11 protein-coding genes and 1 tRNA gene are annotated in these 14,629 nt (G+C 51.3%); 7 read left to right on the top strand and 5 right to left on the bottom strand.

Annotation, left to right across the window (positions count from 1 at the left end; translation table 11 throughout):
- Positions 1 to 12 precede the first annotated feature (12 nt).
- Both OGW17_RS15465 and fimW read right to left on the bottom strand, forming a co-directional pair.
- Positions 13 to 738 (bottom strand): EAL domain-containing protein, encoded by a 726-nt coding sequence (locus OGW17_RS15465; protein WP_225622039.1) that lies wholly within the window; start codon positions 736 to 738, stop codon positions 13 to 15.
- A gap of 178 nt (positions 739 to 916) precedes the next feature.
- On the bottom strand, positions 917 to 1,510 hold the full coding sequence (gene fimW, locus OGW17_RS15460) for a fimbria biosynthesis transcriptional regulator FimW (protein WP_047458307.1): 594 nt from the start codon (positions 1,508 to 1,510) through the stop codon (positions 917 to 919).
- Positions 1,511 to 1,767: 257 nt separating this feature from the next.
- On the opposite strand from fimW, the gene OGW17_RS15455 reads away from it, so the two are divergent.
- A tRNA-Arg gene (locus OGW17_RS15455) sits at positions 1,768 to 1,844 on the top strand.
- 57 nt (positions 1,845 to 1,901) lie between these two features.
- Here OGW17_RS15455 and OGW17_RS15450 read toward each other — a convergent pair.
- Both OGW17_RS15450 and cusR read right to left on the bottom strand, forming a co-directional pair.
- A complete protein-coding gene (locus OGW17_RS15450) occupies positions 1,902 to 3,353 on the bottom strand; it encodes a Cu(+)/Ag(+) sensor histidine kinase (RefSeq protein WP_012133444.1) in 1,452 nt (483 codons plus the stop codon).
- Complete coding sequence (gene cusR / locus OGW17_RS15445) at positions 3,343 to 4,026, bottom strand: copper response regulator transcription factor CusR (RefSeq protein WP_024130574.1); 684 nt, start codon at positions 4,024 to 4,026, stop codon at positions 3,343 to 3,345. The genes OGW17_RS15450 and cusR overlap by 11 nt, the downstream gene beginning before the upstream one ends.
- 194 nt (positions 4,027 to 4,220) lie before the next feature.
- Between cusR and OGW17_RS15440 the strand changes: the two genes are divergently transcribed.
- From OGW17_RS15440 to OGW17_RS15420, 5 genes are all read left to right on the top strand, one after another.
- Positions 4,221 to 5,603 carry an efflux transporter outer membrane subunit gene (locus tag OGW17_RS15440; protein WP_071259825.1) on the top strand — a complete coding sequence of 461 codons (1,383 nt, stop codon included), beginning with the start codon at positions 4,221 to 4,223 and terminating at the stop codon, positions 5,601 to 5,603.
- Between the two features lie 31 nt (positions 5,604 to 5,634).
- Positions 5,635 to 5,982, top strand: a complete 348-nt coding sequence (cusF, locus tag OGW17_RS15435; RefSeq protein ID WP_024130571.1) for a cation efflux system protein CusF — start codon at positions 5,635 to 5,637, stop codon at positions 5,980 to 5,982.
- A gap of 98 nt (positions 5,983 to 6,080) precedes the next feature.
- On the top strand, positions 6,081 to 7,358 hold the full coding sequence (locus tag OGW17_RS15430) for an efflux RND transporter periplasmic adaptor subunit (protein ID WP_071259823.1): 1,278 nt from the start codon (positions 6,081 to 6,083) through the stop codon (positions 7,356 to 7,358).
- Between the two features lie 11 nt (positions 7,359 to 7,369).
- The gene (locus tag OGW17_RS15425) at positions 7,370 to 10,516 is read left to right on the top strand and encodes a CusA/CzcA family heavy metal efflux RND transporter (protein WP_071259821.1); all 3,147 of its coding nucleotides are present in this window, start codon (positions 7,370 to 7,372) and stop codon (positions 10,514 to 10,516) included.
- Between the two features lie 627 nt (positions 10,517 to 11,143).
- The gene (locus OGW17_RS15420) at positions 11,144 to 11,839 is read left to right on the top strand and encodes a flagellar brake protein (protein ID WP_012133436.1); all 696 of its coding nucleotides are present in this window, start codon (positions 11,144 to 11,146) and stop codon (positions 11,837 to 11,839) included.
- A 53-nt stretch (positions 11,840 to 11,892) separates the two neighbouring features.
- Here the strand turns inward: OGW17_RS15420 and OGW17_RS15415 are convergent, their stop codons facing one another.
- Entirely contained in the window at positions 11,893 to 13,068 is a 1,176-nt protein-coding gene (locus OGW17_RS15415; protein ID WP_012133435.1) for a coiled-coil domain-containing protein, read from the bottom strand.
- Between the two features lie 407 nt (positions 13,069 to 13,475).
- Here OGW17_RS15415 and OGW17_RS15410 point away from each other — a divergent pair, with 407 nt between their 5' ends.
- The gene (locus OGW17_RS15410; protein WP_024130569.1) at positions 13,476 to 14,561 is read left to right on the top strand and encodes a YncE family protein; all 1,086 of its coding nucleotides are present in this window, start codon (positions 13,476 to 13,478) and stop codon (positions 14,559 to 14,561) included.
- Positions 14,562 to 14,629 lie beyond the last annotated feature (68 nt).

Here is a 14,629-nt window from a genome sequence, read left to right as displayed (position 1 = left end):
CTTTCCGTTTTTCTACTCTTTGTTTTGCAAAAGCGCGGGCCATAAGTATCCCTGGCCTAATTGGGCGCCAGAATGAAAAGCAATTTCTTTTTGCGCATGATTTTCAATACCTTCAATGAGTATGACATCTGCAATGTTATACCCCATAAAAATCACCTGGCGCAGTTTCTGAGGATGCAGAATTAGATCCCAGAACGCATTTTTATCCAGTTTCAGACCACTAAAATGCCAGCGGGCGGCAGCCACTTCTTTGATCAAATTTTCATCGACATCATCCAGCCAGACGGGAATTCCGATAGACTCAACCTGTTTTATTTTTTCATAGAGTTGGGAACGCTGGCGGCTATTAAGTGAAAAAAGCGTTTCTGGGTCCTGGATTTCAAGGATCAGATTGGATGGGCAGGGGGTTACTCCTGAATTAAAAAAATCCAGGTGTAAAAATACCTTTAGCGGTAAATTAAGAAAATAATGTACGCCTTTGGGATAATGCGTAATAGTGGCGACTTGTTGATAAAAATTCGCCACTATTTTTTCTGGCGGAAGGTGGTGAAAAAAATGCTCAGTATTGACATGAAAAGGAACCTGAGTCAGAACTTCATAGCCAAAGGTGCGGGCAGAAGATAAATGGACTATCGGCTCAAGTTTTAAAGGATATTCCCAACAAAAAGGACGTTCCTTTTGAGTGCGCAATGTTGCAGAGTCAAGAATATTTCCCTGTAATACCGGGTGAGTTGCCACAAAAACACTCCTGTAGGCATAAAAAATGCCGCCGAATATTTTCGGTTCCTGACGGTTGTGCAATCAGGAAATATGATAAGTGTCATTGTGGCAGTATGCGAAAAATCGCTGTAGATGACGTTACTTAATCATCTGTGAGATATTTCTCAACATGATGGATGGAAAATTGAGAATATGTCTATTCTTGCAGAAAACCCAGGTTAACTCTGATGTAATTTAAGAACTGCTGTTCATTTTTTACGTGCAGTTTCTTCATGATGCTGCGGCGAATTGATTTGGTTTGTTCTTCGCTCAGCGAAAGGAGTACGGCAATTTCGCTTAACCGGTGCCCGCGGGCGACCATCTTTAAAAACTGGCGTTCCAGAATGGAGAAATGGCGAGTCGTACAGTAATGGCAAACAGAAGGGGGAACGCTGCGGCGAAGTGCCCGTTTATGCAGGATAAGCACCATCTTTTTGGTTATCTCATCAACATCGTCCTCCCGATAAATATGCGGCAGCATATAGAGACACGGCCTGAACATAAGTTTGTCTTTATCGTATTCATTACAAATAATGACTCTCTGCTGGTGCCGGGTATGTACCGGTATCTGATAACATCCGGCACTAAACCAGTCTTCATCCAGCGATAAAAATGCGATATCCGCTTTGTCTATATCATCAGCAGGTAGAAATTGAATTTTCTGATGCCACTGATGAGTCAGACGAGTCATGATGATTTTAAGACCGTGTTCGAAATGGCTATTTTGTTCTTTTATGGCGACACTCAGCATAAAAAATATCCTGAACAGCTGGGAAGTGGGGAGGAAATAGTAAGTAAACGCATTAATTTTCTAAATACATTTATCCTTAAAATGCCACTTTATGCAGGCCGAGTTCTTACCAGGTGATTTCCTGGATACTTGCGTAGCGCCAGAAAAAAAGATATTCGTACACTTCCTCAGCAACCAGAACAAAAGCCATTGACTCAGCAGGCGCTCACCGTATAATTCACGCGTTTCATCCGCATGAAGCCATCGCTTCACACAGTGCGCCCTTAGCTCAGTTGGATAGAGCAACGGCCTTCTAAGCCGTGGGTCGCAGGTTCGAATCCTGCAGGGCGCGCCAGTCTTTATTCTCGCCTTTCTGTCAGACTTCATTTCGCAGCGTCGTTATCACTGCATTTCAATCGCCATGTTTCGGCAATGTCAGAATAAAGCGCGTTGCGCGCAGATCGGACGTTACGGACACGGTTCCCTGATGGGCGATGACGATTGATTTCACAATCGCCAGCCCAATTCCGCTGCCTTCGCCCTTACGCTGTCGGGAAGGGTCAACCCGGTAGAAGCGGTCAAACAGGCGCGGTAAATGTTCTGGCGCAATGGGGGCGCCGGGGTTTTCAACGGTAATCTGCGCCTGTCTGTCCATTTCTTTGAGCCGCACGGTGACGGCTTCGCCTTTCGGGGTGTAGCGCATGGCGTTAGACAGCAAGTTGCTGAGCGCTCTGCGTAACATGATGGGATCGCCGGATACCCAACACGCGCGTCCTTCAAAATGCAAACGCACTTCGCGTTCTTCCGCCCAGGCTTCAAAAAAGTCGAACACCTTGTGGACTTCATCCGCCAGGTCGAGCGCCTTTTTCTCCGGGATGAGCTGGTTATTGTCGGCCTGAGCCAGAAACAGCATGTCGCTTACCATCTTCGACATACGGCCAAACTCTTCGAGGTTGGAGTAGAGTACGTCTTCCAGCTCTTTTTGGCTGCGGGTCTGGCTTAGCGCAATCTCTGTTTGCGTCACCAGATTCGTAATCGGGGTGCGAATTTCATGGGCGATATCCGCAGAGAAATTCGACTGGCGGGTAAAAACATCCTCAATGCGTTCAAGCATATGGTTAAACGAGAGCACCAGCCGCTCCAGCTCAATCGGAACGGCCTGCGGGTCAAGACGCACATCGAGGTCTTTCGACGTAATATTTTGAATCCGGCGGCTGACGCTGCGAATCGGTTCATGGCCTTTGTAGACGGCGAACAGCACAATAAAAATGATCATCATGCTAATCAGCGAAGCCGTCATAATCAGCTTATTTTTCAGATCGTTAATATAGTGAAGATGGAAGTCTATCGATAACGCCATATAGAGCGTGTAGGCCGGTTGCCCGTCCGCGAGTTGCCCGACCGGCAGGCGAATCATGCGCCATGCGGAATGGGTACCGTGCCCGTTAGCGTGCCTCTTGCTTTGTAAGTCCGGGCTGGATAACAAAAAGACATCGCCGTTACGTGCGCTGCTATCCGGCGTGGCTTTGGCGATAAACTGGCGAAGATCAGGTGAACCGGGAGAGTGAAAAATCGCCCGCTGGTTGGCATCTTCCAGCGAAATAATGACGTTCGAGTAACCGGCGGCAACGTTTTTTAGGATTTCCAGCCGACGCGCTTCCGGTTCGTCGGGATGCGTGAGGATTCGCTCCAGCGTCGCGCTGATCTCTTTCAGGTCATTGATATCCTGCTCGGCAAAATGCACTTTCACGGAGTGAATCATGATCCAGGCAAACGCGAAAAAAGAGGCAATGGTGGCGAGGCTGATGAAAAATGTCAGGCGCGTCGCCAGCGAGAAAGGGCGCTGAAAGCGTTTAGTCACCATCCGGTACCTCAAGCACATAGCCCACGCCGCGCACGGTCTGGATGAGTTTCGGTTCGAACTCGTTATCGATTTTCGCGCGCAGACGTTTAACGGCAACGTCAATCGCGTTGGTATCGCTGTCAAAGTTCATATCCCAGACCTGGGAAGCGATCAGCGAGCGGGGCAAGACTTCTCCCTGGTGGCGGACGAAAAACTCCAGTAGCGTAAACTCTTTACTGGTGAGCGTGATGCGCATGCCGTTGCGGGTCACTTTTCTGCTGACCAGATCGAGCGTCAAATCCGCGACCTGAAACTGACTTTCGACCATCACCGCCGCGCCGCGACGCAGCAGCGTTCTGACGCGAGCCAGTAATTCAGCGAAAGCGAACGGTTTAACCAGATAGTCGTCAGCCCCCAGCTCCAGACCTTTTACCCGGTGTTCAATGGTGCCCAGCGCGGTAAGAAGAAGGATTGGCATGCCTTTGTTGGCGGTGCGCAGCATACGGACAATATCCCAGCCATTCACATCCGGCAGCATGATGTCGAGGATCAGCAGATCGTAATCTCCCGTCATCGCCAGGTGATACCCGTTAAGCCCGTTATCCGCCAGGTCCACCACGAAGCCCGCTTCCGTCAGACCTTTGGTCAGGTATTCACCGGTTTTTTTCTCGTCTTCGACTATCAGAATCTTCATCACGTCTTCCTTCACGCAAAGGTTGGGCGGGTTTTCAATTCTAGAGGAGCAGGATCGGATAGCAATCGGTTATTGGGAAAATGACAACTTTGTCATTTTCCTGTCACGGGCCGAACAGAGTCACTTCGTTAAGGTACAGGGCATAAATTCACATTCACTATATGGTTATCAGTCCCGTTGGGACGAGAAACGCTATGCGCAAATTTAAGCTTCTTACCCTCAGCGTGATGCTTGTTCTGACGGGCTGTTCGCTGGCGCCGGACTATCAGCGGCCCGCGTTGCCGGTGCCGCAACAATTCTCCCTGAGCCAGAATGCGCTGGTTTCTGCGCCTGTGGGGTATCAGGAGACCGGCTGGCGAACCTTTTTTGTTGATGAGCAAGTAAAGTCGCTGATCGGCGAGGCGTTACGCAATAACCGTGACTTGCGCATGGCGACGCTGAAAGTGCAGGAAGCCAGAGCGCAATACCGGGTGACGGATGCCGATCGTTATCCGCAGCTTAATTCCGATGCCAGCGGAAGCTGGGAAGGAAAATTAAAGGGTGACAGCAGCAGTACCCGCGAATATGAAGCCGGGCTGAATCTGAGTTTTGATCTGGACTTTTTTGGCCGGCTGAAAAACATGAGTGAGGCTGACCGACAGAACTATTTTGCCAGCGAAGAAGCGCGCCGGGCAGTGCATATATTATTAATCTCAAACGTGGCGCAAAGTTATTTTAATCAACGGCTGGCGTACGCGCAGTTGCAAATCGCACAAGAAACGCTGGAAAACTATACACGCTCTTACGCATTTGTAGAAAAGCAGTTGCTGACCGGCAGCACGACCGTGCTGGCGCTGGAACAGGCGCGGGGCGTGATTGAAAGCACCCGCAGCGATATTGCGAAACGACAGGGCGAGCTGGCGCAGGCCAATAATGCGCTGCAATTGCTGTTGGGCACTTATTCTGTGCTACCGGATGACAGGGCGCGCGATAGCGGAGATATTAAAAACGTGACGCTCCCGCCGTCGCTTTCCTCGCAAATCTTGTTGCAGCGCCCGGATATTATGGAAGCTGAACATACGTTGATGGCGGCGAATGCCAATATTGGCGCGGCGCGCGCGGCCTTTTTTCCCTCCATTACCCTGACCAGCGGGGTGTCCGGCAGCAGCAGCGATCTCTCCCGTTTATTTAATGCCGCGAGCGGGATGTGGAATTTTATCCCGAAAGTGGAACTGCCGATTTTTAACGCCGGACGTAATCAGGCCAACCTCGATCTGGCGGAAATTCGCCAGCAGCAATCGGTTGTGAATTATGAACAGAAGATCCAGACCGCGTTTAAAGAGGTGGCGGATGCGCTGGCTTTGCGTCAGAGCCTGAACGACCAGATAACCGCGCAACAGCGTTATCTGAGCTCGCTGCGTATTACGCTGCAACGCGCCAGAGCGCTCTATCAGCATGGCGCGGTCAGCTATATCGAAGTGCTGGATGCGGAGCGCTCTCTGTTTTCAACCCAGCAAACGTTACTCGATCTGAATTACGCCCGACAGGCTAATGAAATTACGCTGTTCACCGCGCTGGGCGGCGGTTGGGTGGAATAAAAATTTATCGTTATTTTCAGGAGAAAGCATGATGAACAATACAGTAAAAGCGGCGATTTTGGGTCTGTTCTCCGCCGTGGTATTTAACGTTCAGGCGAATGAACATCACCACGGCGAGATGATGAATAACGCATCAGCGGCGCAGCAGGAGCAGGTGATTCATTCAACCGGCGTGGTTAAAGCCATCGACAAAGACACGAAAAAAGTGACTATCGATCATGAACCTATTCCGGCGGTCAACTGGCCTGCGATGACGATGCGCTTTACCCTGACCCCGGAAACCCGTTCCGGTGACATTAAACCCGGCGACAAAGTGGCGTTTACTTTCGTTCAGCAGGGCAATCTCTCTTTATTACGCGATATTCAGGTCAGCCAGTAAAGCGTATTCGCTGTCTCTTTGTTCTTGCCCGGGTTTACAGAAGCGCGGGCATATCTCCCGCGTAACTGATCCAGAAAATGGATCGAATGGAAGTCACTATGGCGTCTTTAAAAATAAAAACTACCGCGCTTATTCTCGGCAGTATGATCGTCGGAGGGATTATCTCGGTCGGCGTTTACGCTTATTTTGCGTCTGCGCATCAGCCTGTCGATACTGCGCCTGCCTCCGAAAAAGAGGCCCGTAAGGTTCTGTTCTGGTATGACCCCATGTATCCGAATACGCGCTTTGATAAGCCCGGTAAATCGCCGTTTATGGATATGGATCTGGTGGCGAAATACGCTGACGAAGAGTCAGACACGACCTCTGCGCCAGGCGTGCGTATCGATCCGGTACAGACGCAGAATTTAGGGTTAAAGACGGAGGCTGTCCGCCGTGGGCCGCTGCGCTACGCGCAAACTTTTCCGGCTAACGTCAGTTTCAATGAATACCAGTTTGTGATTATGCAGGCGCGTTCCGCTGGCTTTATCGATAAAGTCTGGCCGCTGACGGTGGGGGATAAAATTAAGAAAGGAACGCCGCTGATCGACCTGACCATTCCTGACTGGGTTGAAGCCCAGAGTGAATATTTACTGCTGCGGGAAACGGGCGGTACGGCAACGCAGGTGGAAGGCATTCTTGAACGACTGCGTCTGGCCGGGATGCCGGAAGAGGATATCCGCCGCTTAGTCTCGACCCGTAAAATTCAAACCCGCTTTACCCTGAAATCGCCTATTGATGGGGTGATCACCGCGTTCGATCTGCGCGCCGGGATGAATATCGCCAAAGATAACGTGGTGGCGAAAATCCAGGGGATGGACCCGGTGTGGATCAGCGCGGCCGTTCCTGAATCCATCGCATGGCTGATTAAAGATGCCTCGCAGTTCGATATTACCGTGCCCGCGTGGCCGGATAAACGCTTCACCATCAGTAAATGGACGATTCTGCCAAGCGTGGACGCCACCACCCGTACCCTCCAGTTGCGCTTACAGGTTGATAACCCTGATGAAGCGCTCAAGCCTGGAATGAATGCGTACCTGAAGCTGAAAACGCAAAGCGAACCGATGCTGCTAATCCCGTCTAAGGCATTGATTGATAATGGAACGGAACAGCGGGTGATCGCCGTTGACAACGACGGTCGCTTTGTACCGAAACAGGTCTCGGTGTTCCATGAATCACAAGGCGTGACGGCGATTCGCGCCGGGCTTGCCGAAGGTGAAAAAGTGGTCTCCAGCGGACTGTTCCTGATTGACTCCGAAGCCAATATCTCCGGCGCGCTGGATCGTATGCGGGCGCAATCTTCCTCTGCTGCGCCCGATCATGCGGCCCATTCACATTGAGGGAATGACAAATGATTGAATGGATTATCCGCCGCTCCGTAGCGAACCGTTTTCTGGTTGTGATGGGGGCGCTGTTCCTCAGCATCTGGGGAACCTGGACCATCATTAACACGCCGGTTGATGCGCTGCCTGACCTGTCTGACGTACAGGTGATTGTGAAAACCAGCTATCCGGGACAGGCGCCGCAGATTGTTGAAAATCAGGTGACCTATCCACTGACGACCACCATGCTGTCGGTGCCAGGTGCGAAGACGGTGCGCGGTTTCTCGCAGTTTGGCGATTCTTACGTGTACGTCATTTTTGAAGATGGCACCGATCCCTACTGGGCGCGTTCCCGCGTGCTGGAGTACCTCAATCAGGTGCAGGGGAAACTGCCTGCGGGCGTCAGCGCGGAAATGGGGCCAGACGCCACCGGCGTCGGCTGGATATTTGAATATGCGCTGGTGGATCGCAGCGGTAAACACGATCTGGCGGAACTGCGCTCTTTACAGGACTGGTTTTTAAAGTATGAGCTGAAAACCATTCCGAATGTGGCGGAAGTGGCCTCGGTCGGCGGCGTGGTGAAAGAGTACCAGGTCGTTATCGACCCGATGAAACTCACGCAGTATGGCATTAGCCTTGCGCAGGTGAAGTCGGCTCTGGACATGTCCAACCAGGAGGCGGGGGGCTCCTCCGTCGAACTGTCAGAAGCGGAATACATGGTGCGCGCCAGCGGCTATTTGCAGACCCTCGATGACTTCAACAACATTGTGCTGAAGTCTGGTGAGAACGGCGTTCCGGTGTACCTTCGCGATGTCGCCCGCGTACAGATTGGCCCGGAAATGCGCCGGGGCATTGCTGAGCTGAACGGCGAAGGCGAAGTAGCGGGCGGGGTGGTGATCCTGCGTTCCGGTAAAAACGCCCGGGACGTTATTTCCGCCGTGAAGACGAAGCTGGAAACGCTGAAAAGCAGCCTGCCGGAAGGCGTTGACGTCGTGACAACCTACGATCGCAGCCAGCTGATTGACCGCGCTATTGATAACCTCAGCTACAAATTGCTCGAAGAATTTATTGTGGTTGCGCTGGTCTGCGCGCTGTTCCTGTGGCATGTCCGCTCTGCGCTGGTGGCGATCATTTCGTTGCCGCTGGGCCTCTGTATTGCCTTTATCGTGATGCATTTTCAGGGGCTGAACGCCAATATTATGTCGCTTGGCGGGATCGCCATTGCGGTAGGGGCAATGGTGGATGCCGCGATTGTGATGATCGAAAACGCGCATAAACGGCTGGAGGAGTGGGGGCACCAGCATCCCGGCGACCCGCTGGATAACGAAACGCGCTGGAAAGTTATCACGAACGCCTCGGTGGAAGTGGGCCCGGCGCTGTTTATCAGCCTGCTGATTATTACCCTGTCGTTCATCCCGATTTTTACCCTCGAAGGGCAGGAAGGACGCTTGTTCGGCCCGCTGGCATTCACTAAAACCTATGCGATGGCAGGGGCGGCCTTCCTGGCGATCGTGGTGATCCCGATCCTGATGGGCTACTGGATTCGCGGCAAGATCCCGGCAGAGAGCAGTAATCCGCTTAACCGCTTTTTGATCCGCATTTATCACCCGCTGCTGTTGAAAGTGCTGCACTGGCCGAAGACCACGCTGCTGGTGGCGGTACTTTCGATCCTGACGGTCATCTGGCCGCTTAATAAAGTGGGCGGGGAGTTCTTACCGCAAATTAACGAGGGCGATCTGCTGTATATGCCTTCCACGCTACCGGGGATTTCGGCGGCGCAGGCGGCGGATATGCTGCAAAAAACCGATAAGCTGATCATGACGGTGCCGGAAGTGGCGCGCGTGTTCGGCAAAACCGGCAAGGCGGAAACGGCCACCGACTCTGCGCCGCTGGAGATGGTGGAAACGACGATCCAACTGAAACCGCAGGATCAGTGGCGACCGGGAATGACGATGGACAAAATCATCGAAGAACTGGATAAAACGGTGCGCTTACCGGGGCTGGCGAATCTGTGGGTGCCGCCAATCCGTAACCGAATCGACATGTTGTCTACCGGGATAAAAAGTCCGATTGGCATTAAAGTGTCCGGCACCGTGCTGGCTGATATTGATGCCACGGCGGAGCAGATCGAAGAGGTTGCCAGAACCGTACCGGGCGTTGCCTCGGCGCTGGCGGAACGGCTGGAAGGAGGCCGTTACCTCAATATCGACATTCATCGTGAAAAAGCCGCCCGTTACGGGATGACCGTCGGTGATGTACAACTGTTTATTACTTCCGCAGTCGGTGGGGCGATGGTAAGCGAAACCGTGGAAGGGATTGCGCGTTATCCCATTAATCTGCGCTACCCGCAACGCTATCGCGACAGCCCGGAAACCTTACGTCAACTGCCGATTCTGACGCCAATGCAGCAGCAAATTACCCTGGCGGATGTGGCGGACGTGAAGATCGCGCCAGGACCGTCGATGTTGAAAACCGAAAATGCCCGACCTGCAAGCTGGATCTATATTGATGCGCGCGATCGTGACATGGTGTCGGTAGTTAACGATCTGAAAAAAGCGATCGCGGAAAAGGTGCAGTTGAAACCGGGAACCAGCGTGGCGTTTTCCGGGCAGTTTGAGCTGCTTGAACGCGCCAGCCATAAGCTGAAGCTGATGGTGCCGATGACGCTGATGATTATTTTCATTCTGCTGTATCTGGCGTTTCGTCGGGTGGGGGAAGCGCTGCTGATCATTACCAGCGTTCCTTTCGCCCTGGTCGGCGGGATCTGGTTCCTGTACTGGATGGGCTTTCATTTGTCCGTTGCCACCGGAACAGGATTCATCGCGCTGGCAGGCGTCGCCGCAGAGTTTGGCGTGGTCATGCTGATGTACTTGCGTCATGCGATTGAAGCGGAGCCGTCTCTGGATAATCCACAAACCTTTACGGCAGAGAAACTTGATGAGGCGCTGTACCACGGTGCGGTTCTCCGCGTGCGGCCAAAGGCCATGACCGTGGCGGTGATTATCGCCGGTCTGTTACCTATTTTATGGGGAACCGGGGCGGGTTCAGAAGTGATGAGCCGTATTGCCGCGCCGATGATTGGCGGTATGATCACCGCGCCGCTGCTGTCGCTATTTATCATTCCGGCGGCGTATAAACTGATGTGGTTGCGCACACATCAACATAAGCGCTCATAACGTTATACCTGCTGCGCCAGTCGTCCGGCCCGTGGAGTACGCTTCATGGGCCGGATGAGATGCCATAGCGTATTGAACGGTGAATTATGTTTATCTTTTAAAATCAAGTTATTACTGTTGCGTGGCGAATATTTTGTCTTTATCGCCGCAAAGAAAGTAAGCCTTAACAGGTTAATTTATTTTAAGTGTTTCTGCTCAGGTTCATTATTATTTTTTCCCTCCTGACGTTACATTTTTGTTCTCCAGATCTTCTTCAATATTAAAGACGATGCCGCAGTGTAAATTCCACGCATAATGAAAAAATCCGACAGTCTACTCCTTTAGTTTATATTGCAATCCCTCTTTTTTTATTTCAGAATCGCGGCGCGAGCAGCGATGTTATTCCAAATTGTTATAATTTTGAGTTAAATTTGTATTGTGTAGCACATAAGTTACGCTAACTTTAATCATTTATGAATGTTTTTATGTATCAATAAAACGGCAAAAATAGTTAAAAACTTAATTTCTCACGAATTATTTGATCTGGAATCCATTATGGTAATCAAAAGCCAGGGATGGGGGACGATTTTGCGTTTTTCACATAAACGAGAATGAGATGTATCTCGAATAAAAAATAAGGACTTGCTGATGAGTTTTGGATTGATGAAGGATAACAAGTTTGAAATTATCGCTGTTTTCCGTGAAGAGCTACTAAAGAAGACTAAACTAGAGCTTAAATATGCCAACACTAGTGTGGTCACGCAGCTGGAAAAAGTTGATTTTGAACATTTTGTTATCCCTCACCATAAGGATATTGTCACCAAAAAGATCCAAACGTTTATTCTCCATAGTGAAAATGGAATTATAAAATTTAACGCCAGAATTGATCAGGAAATGTCAGACGGCATGGAGAATGCGCTGGCGTATTTCATTCCCGAGATGGTCTTCCTTATACAACGACGCCAGCATCAGCGCTTCTCCTTCCTGAAGGGACACAGTTTCAACTGCTTTGGACGATATAAAAATGGAGAGAATTATTCTTTCAAAATTAAAAATATGTCCAGGGGGGGATGTGCATTAATTGCGCAGGATGCGAATACGCGTTTTCTCTATAAAGATGCCGTCATAAAAGGCGCGTCTCTGGATTTTGAGCAATTCGGCTATTTGCAACTCGACTTAAAAGTGGTGGATGTGGTGATGGTCAATGAATTTGATGCAGAGAATCAGCTGTATTCCTGTTATCAGGTCTCCTGTCGTTTTGATTTTAAAAATTCGCGTGAAGAAGCAGAGATCGAAAGAATCATCATTAGTTTTTTAATGGGCAATAAAGTTCGACGGCTATAAAGGGTAAAGGGTGGTCATGATGATGTTGTGAGCAGCCTCCCTGACGCTCCGCCTTACCCGGCGAGGATCTCTTGTTCCGCATGTTTTACCTGAACTTCCAGCGTATCGCGAATTTCCGCTAATGCGCGCTCCTGCTCGGCAAAGTACGCTTCTTTGTCGGTTACGGATGTGGCAAGACGCCAGGCGTTCTCCGTTTCCAGCTCGCTTATCTCTTTGAGCAGGGCGTTAATTTGCGTTCTGAGTTGCTCTATCTTACTGCGCAGATGGGCAAGATTGTTCAGCCTGTCGCTCGCCAGCATCGGCTCCAGACCGCTTTGCAACTGGGTAAGTAGCGAACGGATCGTGGCCAGGTCGGCATTCTGCCGGGCCTGGTTAAGTTGAACCATCATCTGGTGCGCTTTTTCTTTCAGCTCATCGGCGACCACGTCCGGGTGGCAGAGTCGGCTGGCCTGGCGCCACAGGCGTTTAAGCTCATTACGTTCATCAGCAGAGAGGCGCTGATCGCGCGCATAGCGGTGCTGCGCATCCTGATGCTGCTCCTGATATTCCTCATATTCGTGATCGGCCTCTTCACGCGCCTGTCGGGTTGCGCTGTCATCCTGACGCGAGAAATCATTCTCCAGCTCGCGAATTTCCGCCAGCAGGGAGGTGATAAGTTCCGTCTGCTGCTGAATACGCTCTCTGGTTTCCACCGCTTCCCGGGAGGTTGAGCTAAGGCTTACCCAGTGCTGTTTAAGCTTCACTAACTGATCGATAGCCTGAGAAATATACTGCTGGCAGGACTGATAGTCCTTTTCACGTCGTCTGAGTTCGGCCTCTTGCCTACGCTGCGCGCTGGCGGCCAGCTGTTTGCGCAGCTCCAGAATACGGCCCATGAGCGGGCCAAGGCGCAAGTGATACAAATCGTTGAAGTCGTCGAGGATCTGGATGCGGGCATTGCGTTTGTCGATCAGCTCGCGTAGCTGCGTTTCGAGCGCCTTCAGTTCCAGCTTGCTGGCGGCGATGCCGGGGTCCTGCCACGTCGAGACGGCGCGCTGGGACTGTAACCAGGCGGCAATTTCACGCATCGCGTCGCCGAAACGTCGCTCCTCGATCGCCAGGGCAATGGTGCCGATGGCCGCATCCAGAGAGGCGTCTTTCAGGTGCGCAAGTTGCTGATGGATGATCTCCTCATCCTCAAGTTCGATGGCGCTTTTGACGATCTCTAACCGTTTAATGATTTTATTCATGACAGCCGATGCCCGACGTGACTCAAAAACGAGTGACAGATAGTAGATCCGACTCACGCGTTTGAAAATATAGAAAAAAAATTAAAACATATTCTGTGGTGTGTGAAGCCTTTTCGTCCAGAACAATTCATGAAAATTATACGACGTGCCCTGGTATGCCCATCTGGCTTGTACTTCAAACCACCGTTTTGAAATTTCGTCTTTCGGGTGAATTATTCTTGCTTCGCTAAAGAGAATAAGTATAGTTCTCATTCTCTTTATTATTTAATGGCCTGGCGGCGAATGCGCTTACGGTTCGTAAGACTTTCCCTCTCTACACGGATGGTTCATCACGTCACTGCCGCGTGCAAAGGACGTTATCAGGCTTTTTTCACATGGTTCACATTACCCAGGTAAGGATTTCCAAAATGAAAAAGACAACATCCGCGTTGGCTCTGCTGATTGCCGTTGCATTAAGTGGTTGTGCGGCCACTTCCGGTTCTTCAACCCCCGTTGCGCCGCAGGCAACGCCGACTGCGCCAGCCGTTGCGACCGATGTTCAGAAACGTGATTTAGCCGATGGACTGTATGAAATGGCGTTAAGCCCGTCAGGCGATGCGCTTTACGTTGCCAGCGCCGAAGGTTTTAAAGATGTGCAGGGCGGGGTGGTCTACAAACTGGACCCGAAGACGCTGAAAACCATTGGCGCCAGCCACACTGACCTGAAAAACTTCGGTATGGCGATTTCGCCGGACGGTAAAACCGTCTATGTCACCAATTCGCTGGATGGCGGCGTGAGCGCGCTGAATACCGCCGACGGCAAAGTGAAAAACCGTGTGCTCTTCCCGGAACGTAACCCGGAAGGATTCCCGTACGGCGCGCGTCAGGTTCTGCTGCATAACGGCCTGCTGTATATCGGCGCCGTTGCCGATCCGGCGGTGATCTGGGTCGTCGATGCCGACACCCTGAAACTGAAAACCCGCATCAAAAATACCGGTAAATGGATGACCGGTCTGCACTACTCTGACAGCACGCAGCGTATCTATGCCGCGAATGGCGGCGGTGAAATTCTGGTTATCAATCCTCGCACGCAGCGCGTAGAAAAACGCTGGAAACCGCTGGGTGATAAACCGGCGCTGCTGCTGAATATGGCGGAAGATACGCAAACCGGTCGCCTGTTTGTTACCGACAACTCCAAAGCGAAAACCACGCTGGTGCTGGATATCCATACGGGCAAACTCATCAAACAGCTGGATGTGGGTGATTCCTTATCGGTGAAATTCAACCCGAAACGCAATGAGCTTTATATTTCTCAGCGTGAGTCCGGGAAGTTGCTCAGCCTCAACGCGACGGATTACAGCGTGAAGAAATCCTGGGATCTGCCGCCGAATCCAAACAGCCTGCTGCTGTCCGCCGATGGCCAGACGCTGTATGTCACGGTGAAACAGAAATTCAATAAAGATCACTCGACTGATGCGCCAGACAGCGTGGTGCGTATTGATCTGAACAAATAATAAATAGCGTCGCCTCGGGGCGTCAGGCAGGGATGCCTGGCGCATCCCTGAGGATTGTGCCTTGCGGC

It is taken from the genome of Citrobacter sp. CK181, from assembly GCF_030333595.1.
Lineage (GTDB): Bacteria > Pseudomonadota > Gammaproteobacteria > Enterobacterales > Enterobacteriaceae > Citrobacter_B > Citrobacter_B koseri.
Note: the sequence above shows the minus strand (reverse complement) of the source record. Positions and strands in the feature narration are given on the sequence as shown.

Bases quoted from the DNA above. Each gene is read 5' to 3' on its own strand.
- cusR (WP_024130574.1), bottom strand. From the start codon at position 4,026: ATGAAGATTCTGATAGTCGAAGACGAGAAAAAAACCGGTGAATACCTG.
- OGW17_RS15415 (WP_012133435.1), bottom strand. From the start codon at position 13,068: ATGAATAAAATCATTAAACGGTTAGAGATCGTCAAAAGCGCCATCGAA.
- OGW17_RS15420 (WP_012133436.1), top strand. From the start codon at position 11,144: ATGAGTTTTGGATTGATGAAGGATAACAAGTTTGAAATTATCGCTGTT.
- OGW17_RS15410 (WP_024130569.1), top strand. From the start codon at position 13,476: ATGAAAAAGACAACATCCGCGTTGGCTCTGCTGATTGCCGTTGCATTA.
- OGW17_RS15425 (WP_071259821.1), top strand. From the start codon at position 7,370: ATGATTGAATGGATTATCCGCCGCTCCGTAGCGAACCGTTTTCTGGTT.
- fimW (WP_047458307.1), bottom strand. From the start codon at position 1,510: ATGCTGAGTGTCGCCATAAAAGAACAAAATAGCCATTTCGAACACGGT.
- OGW17_RS15440 (WP_071259825.1), top strand. From the start codon at position 4,221: ATGCGCAAATTTAAGCTTCTTACCCTCAGCGTGATGCTTGTTCTGACG.
- cusF (WP_024130571.1), top strand. From the start codon at position 5,635: ATGAACAATACAGTAAAAGCGGCGATTTTGGGTCTGTTCTCCGCCGTG.
- OGW17_RS15450 (WP_012133444.1), bottom strand. From the start codon at position 3,353: ATGGTGACTAAACGCTTTCAGCGCCCTTTCTCGCTGGCGACGCGCCTG.
- OGW17_RS15430 (WP_071259823.1), top strand. From the start codon at position 6,081: ATGGCGTCTTTAAAAATAAAAACTACCGCGCTTATTCTCGGCAGTATG.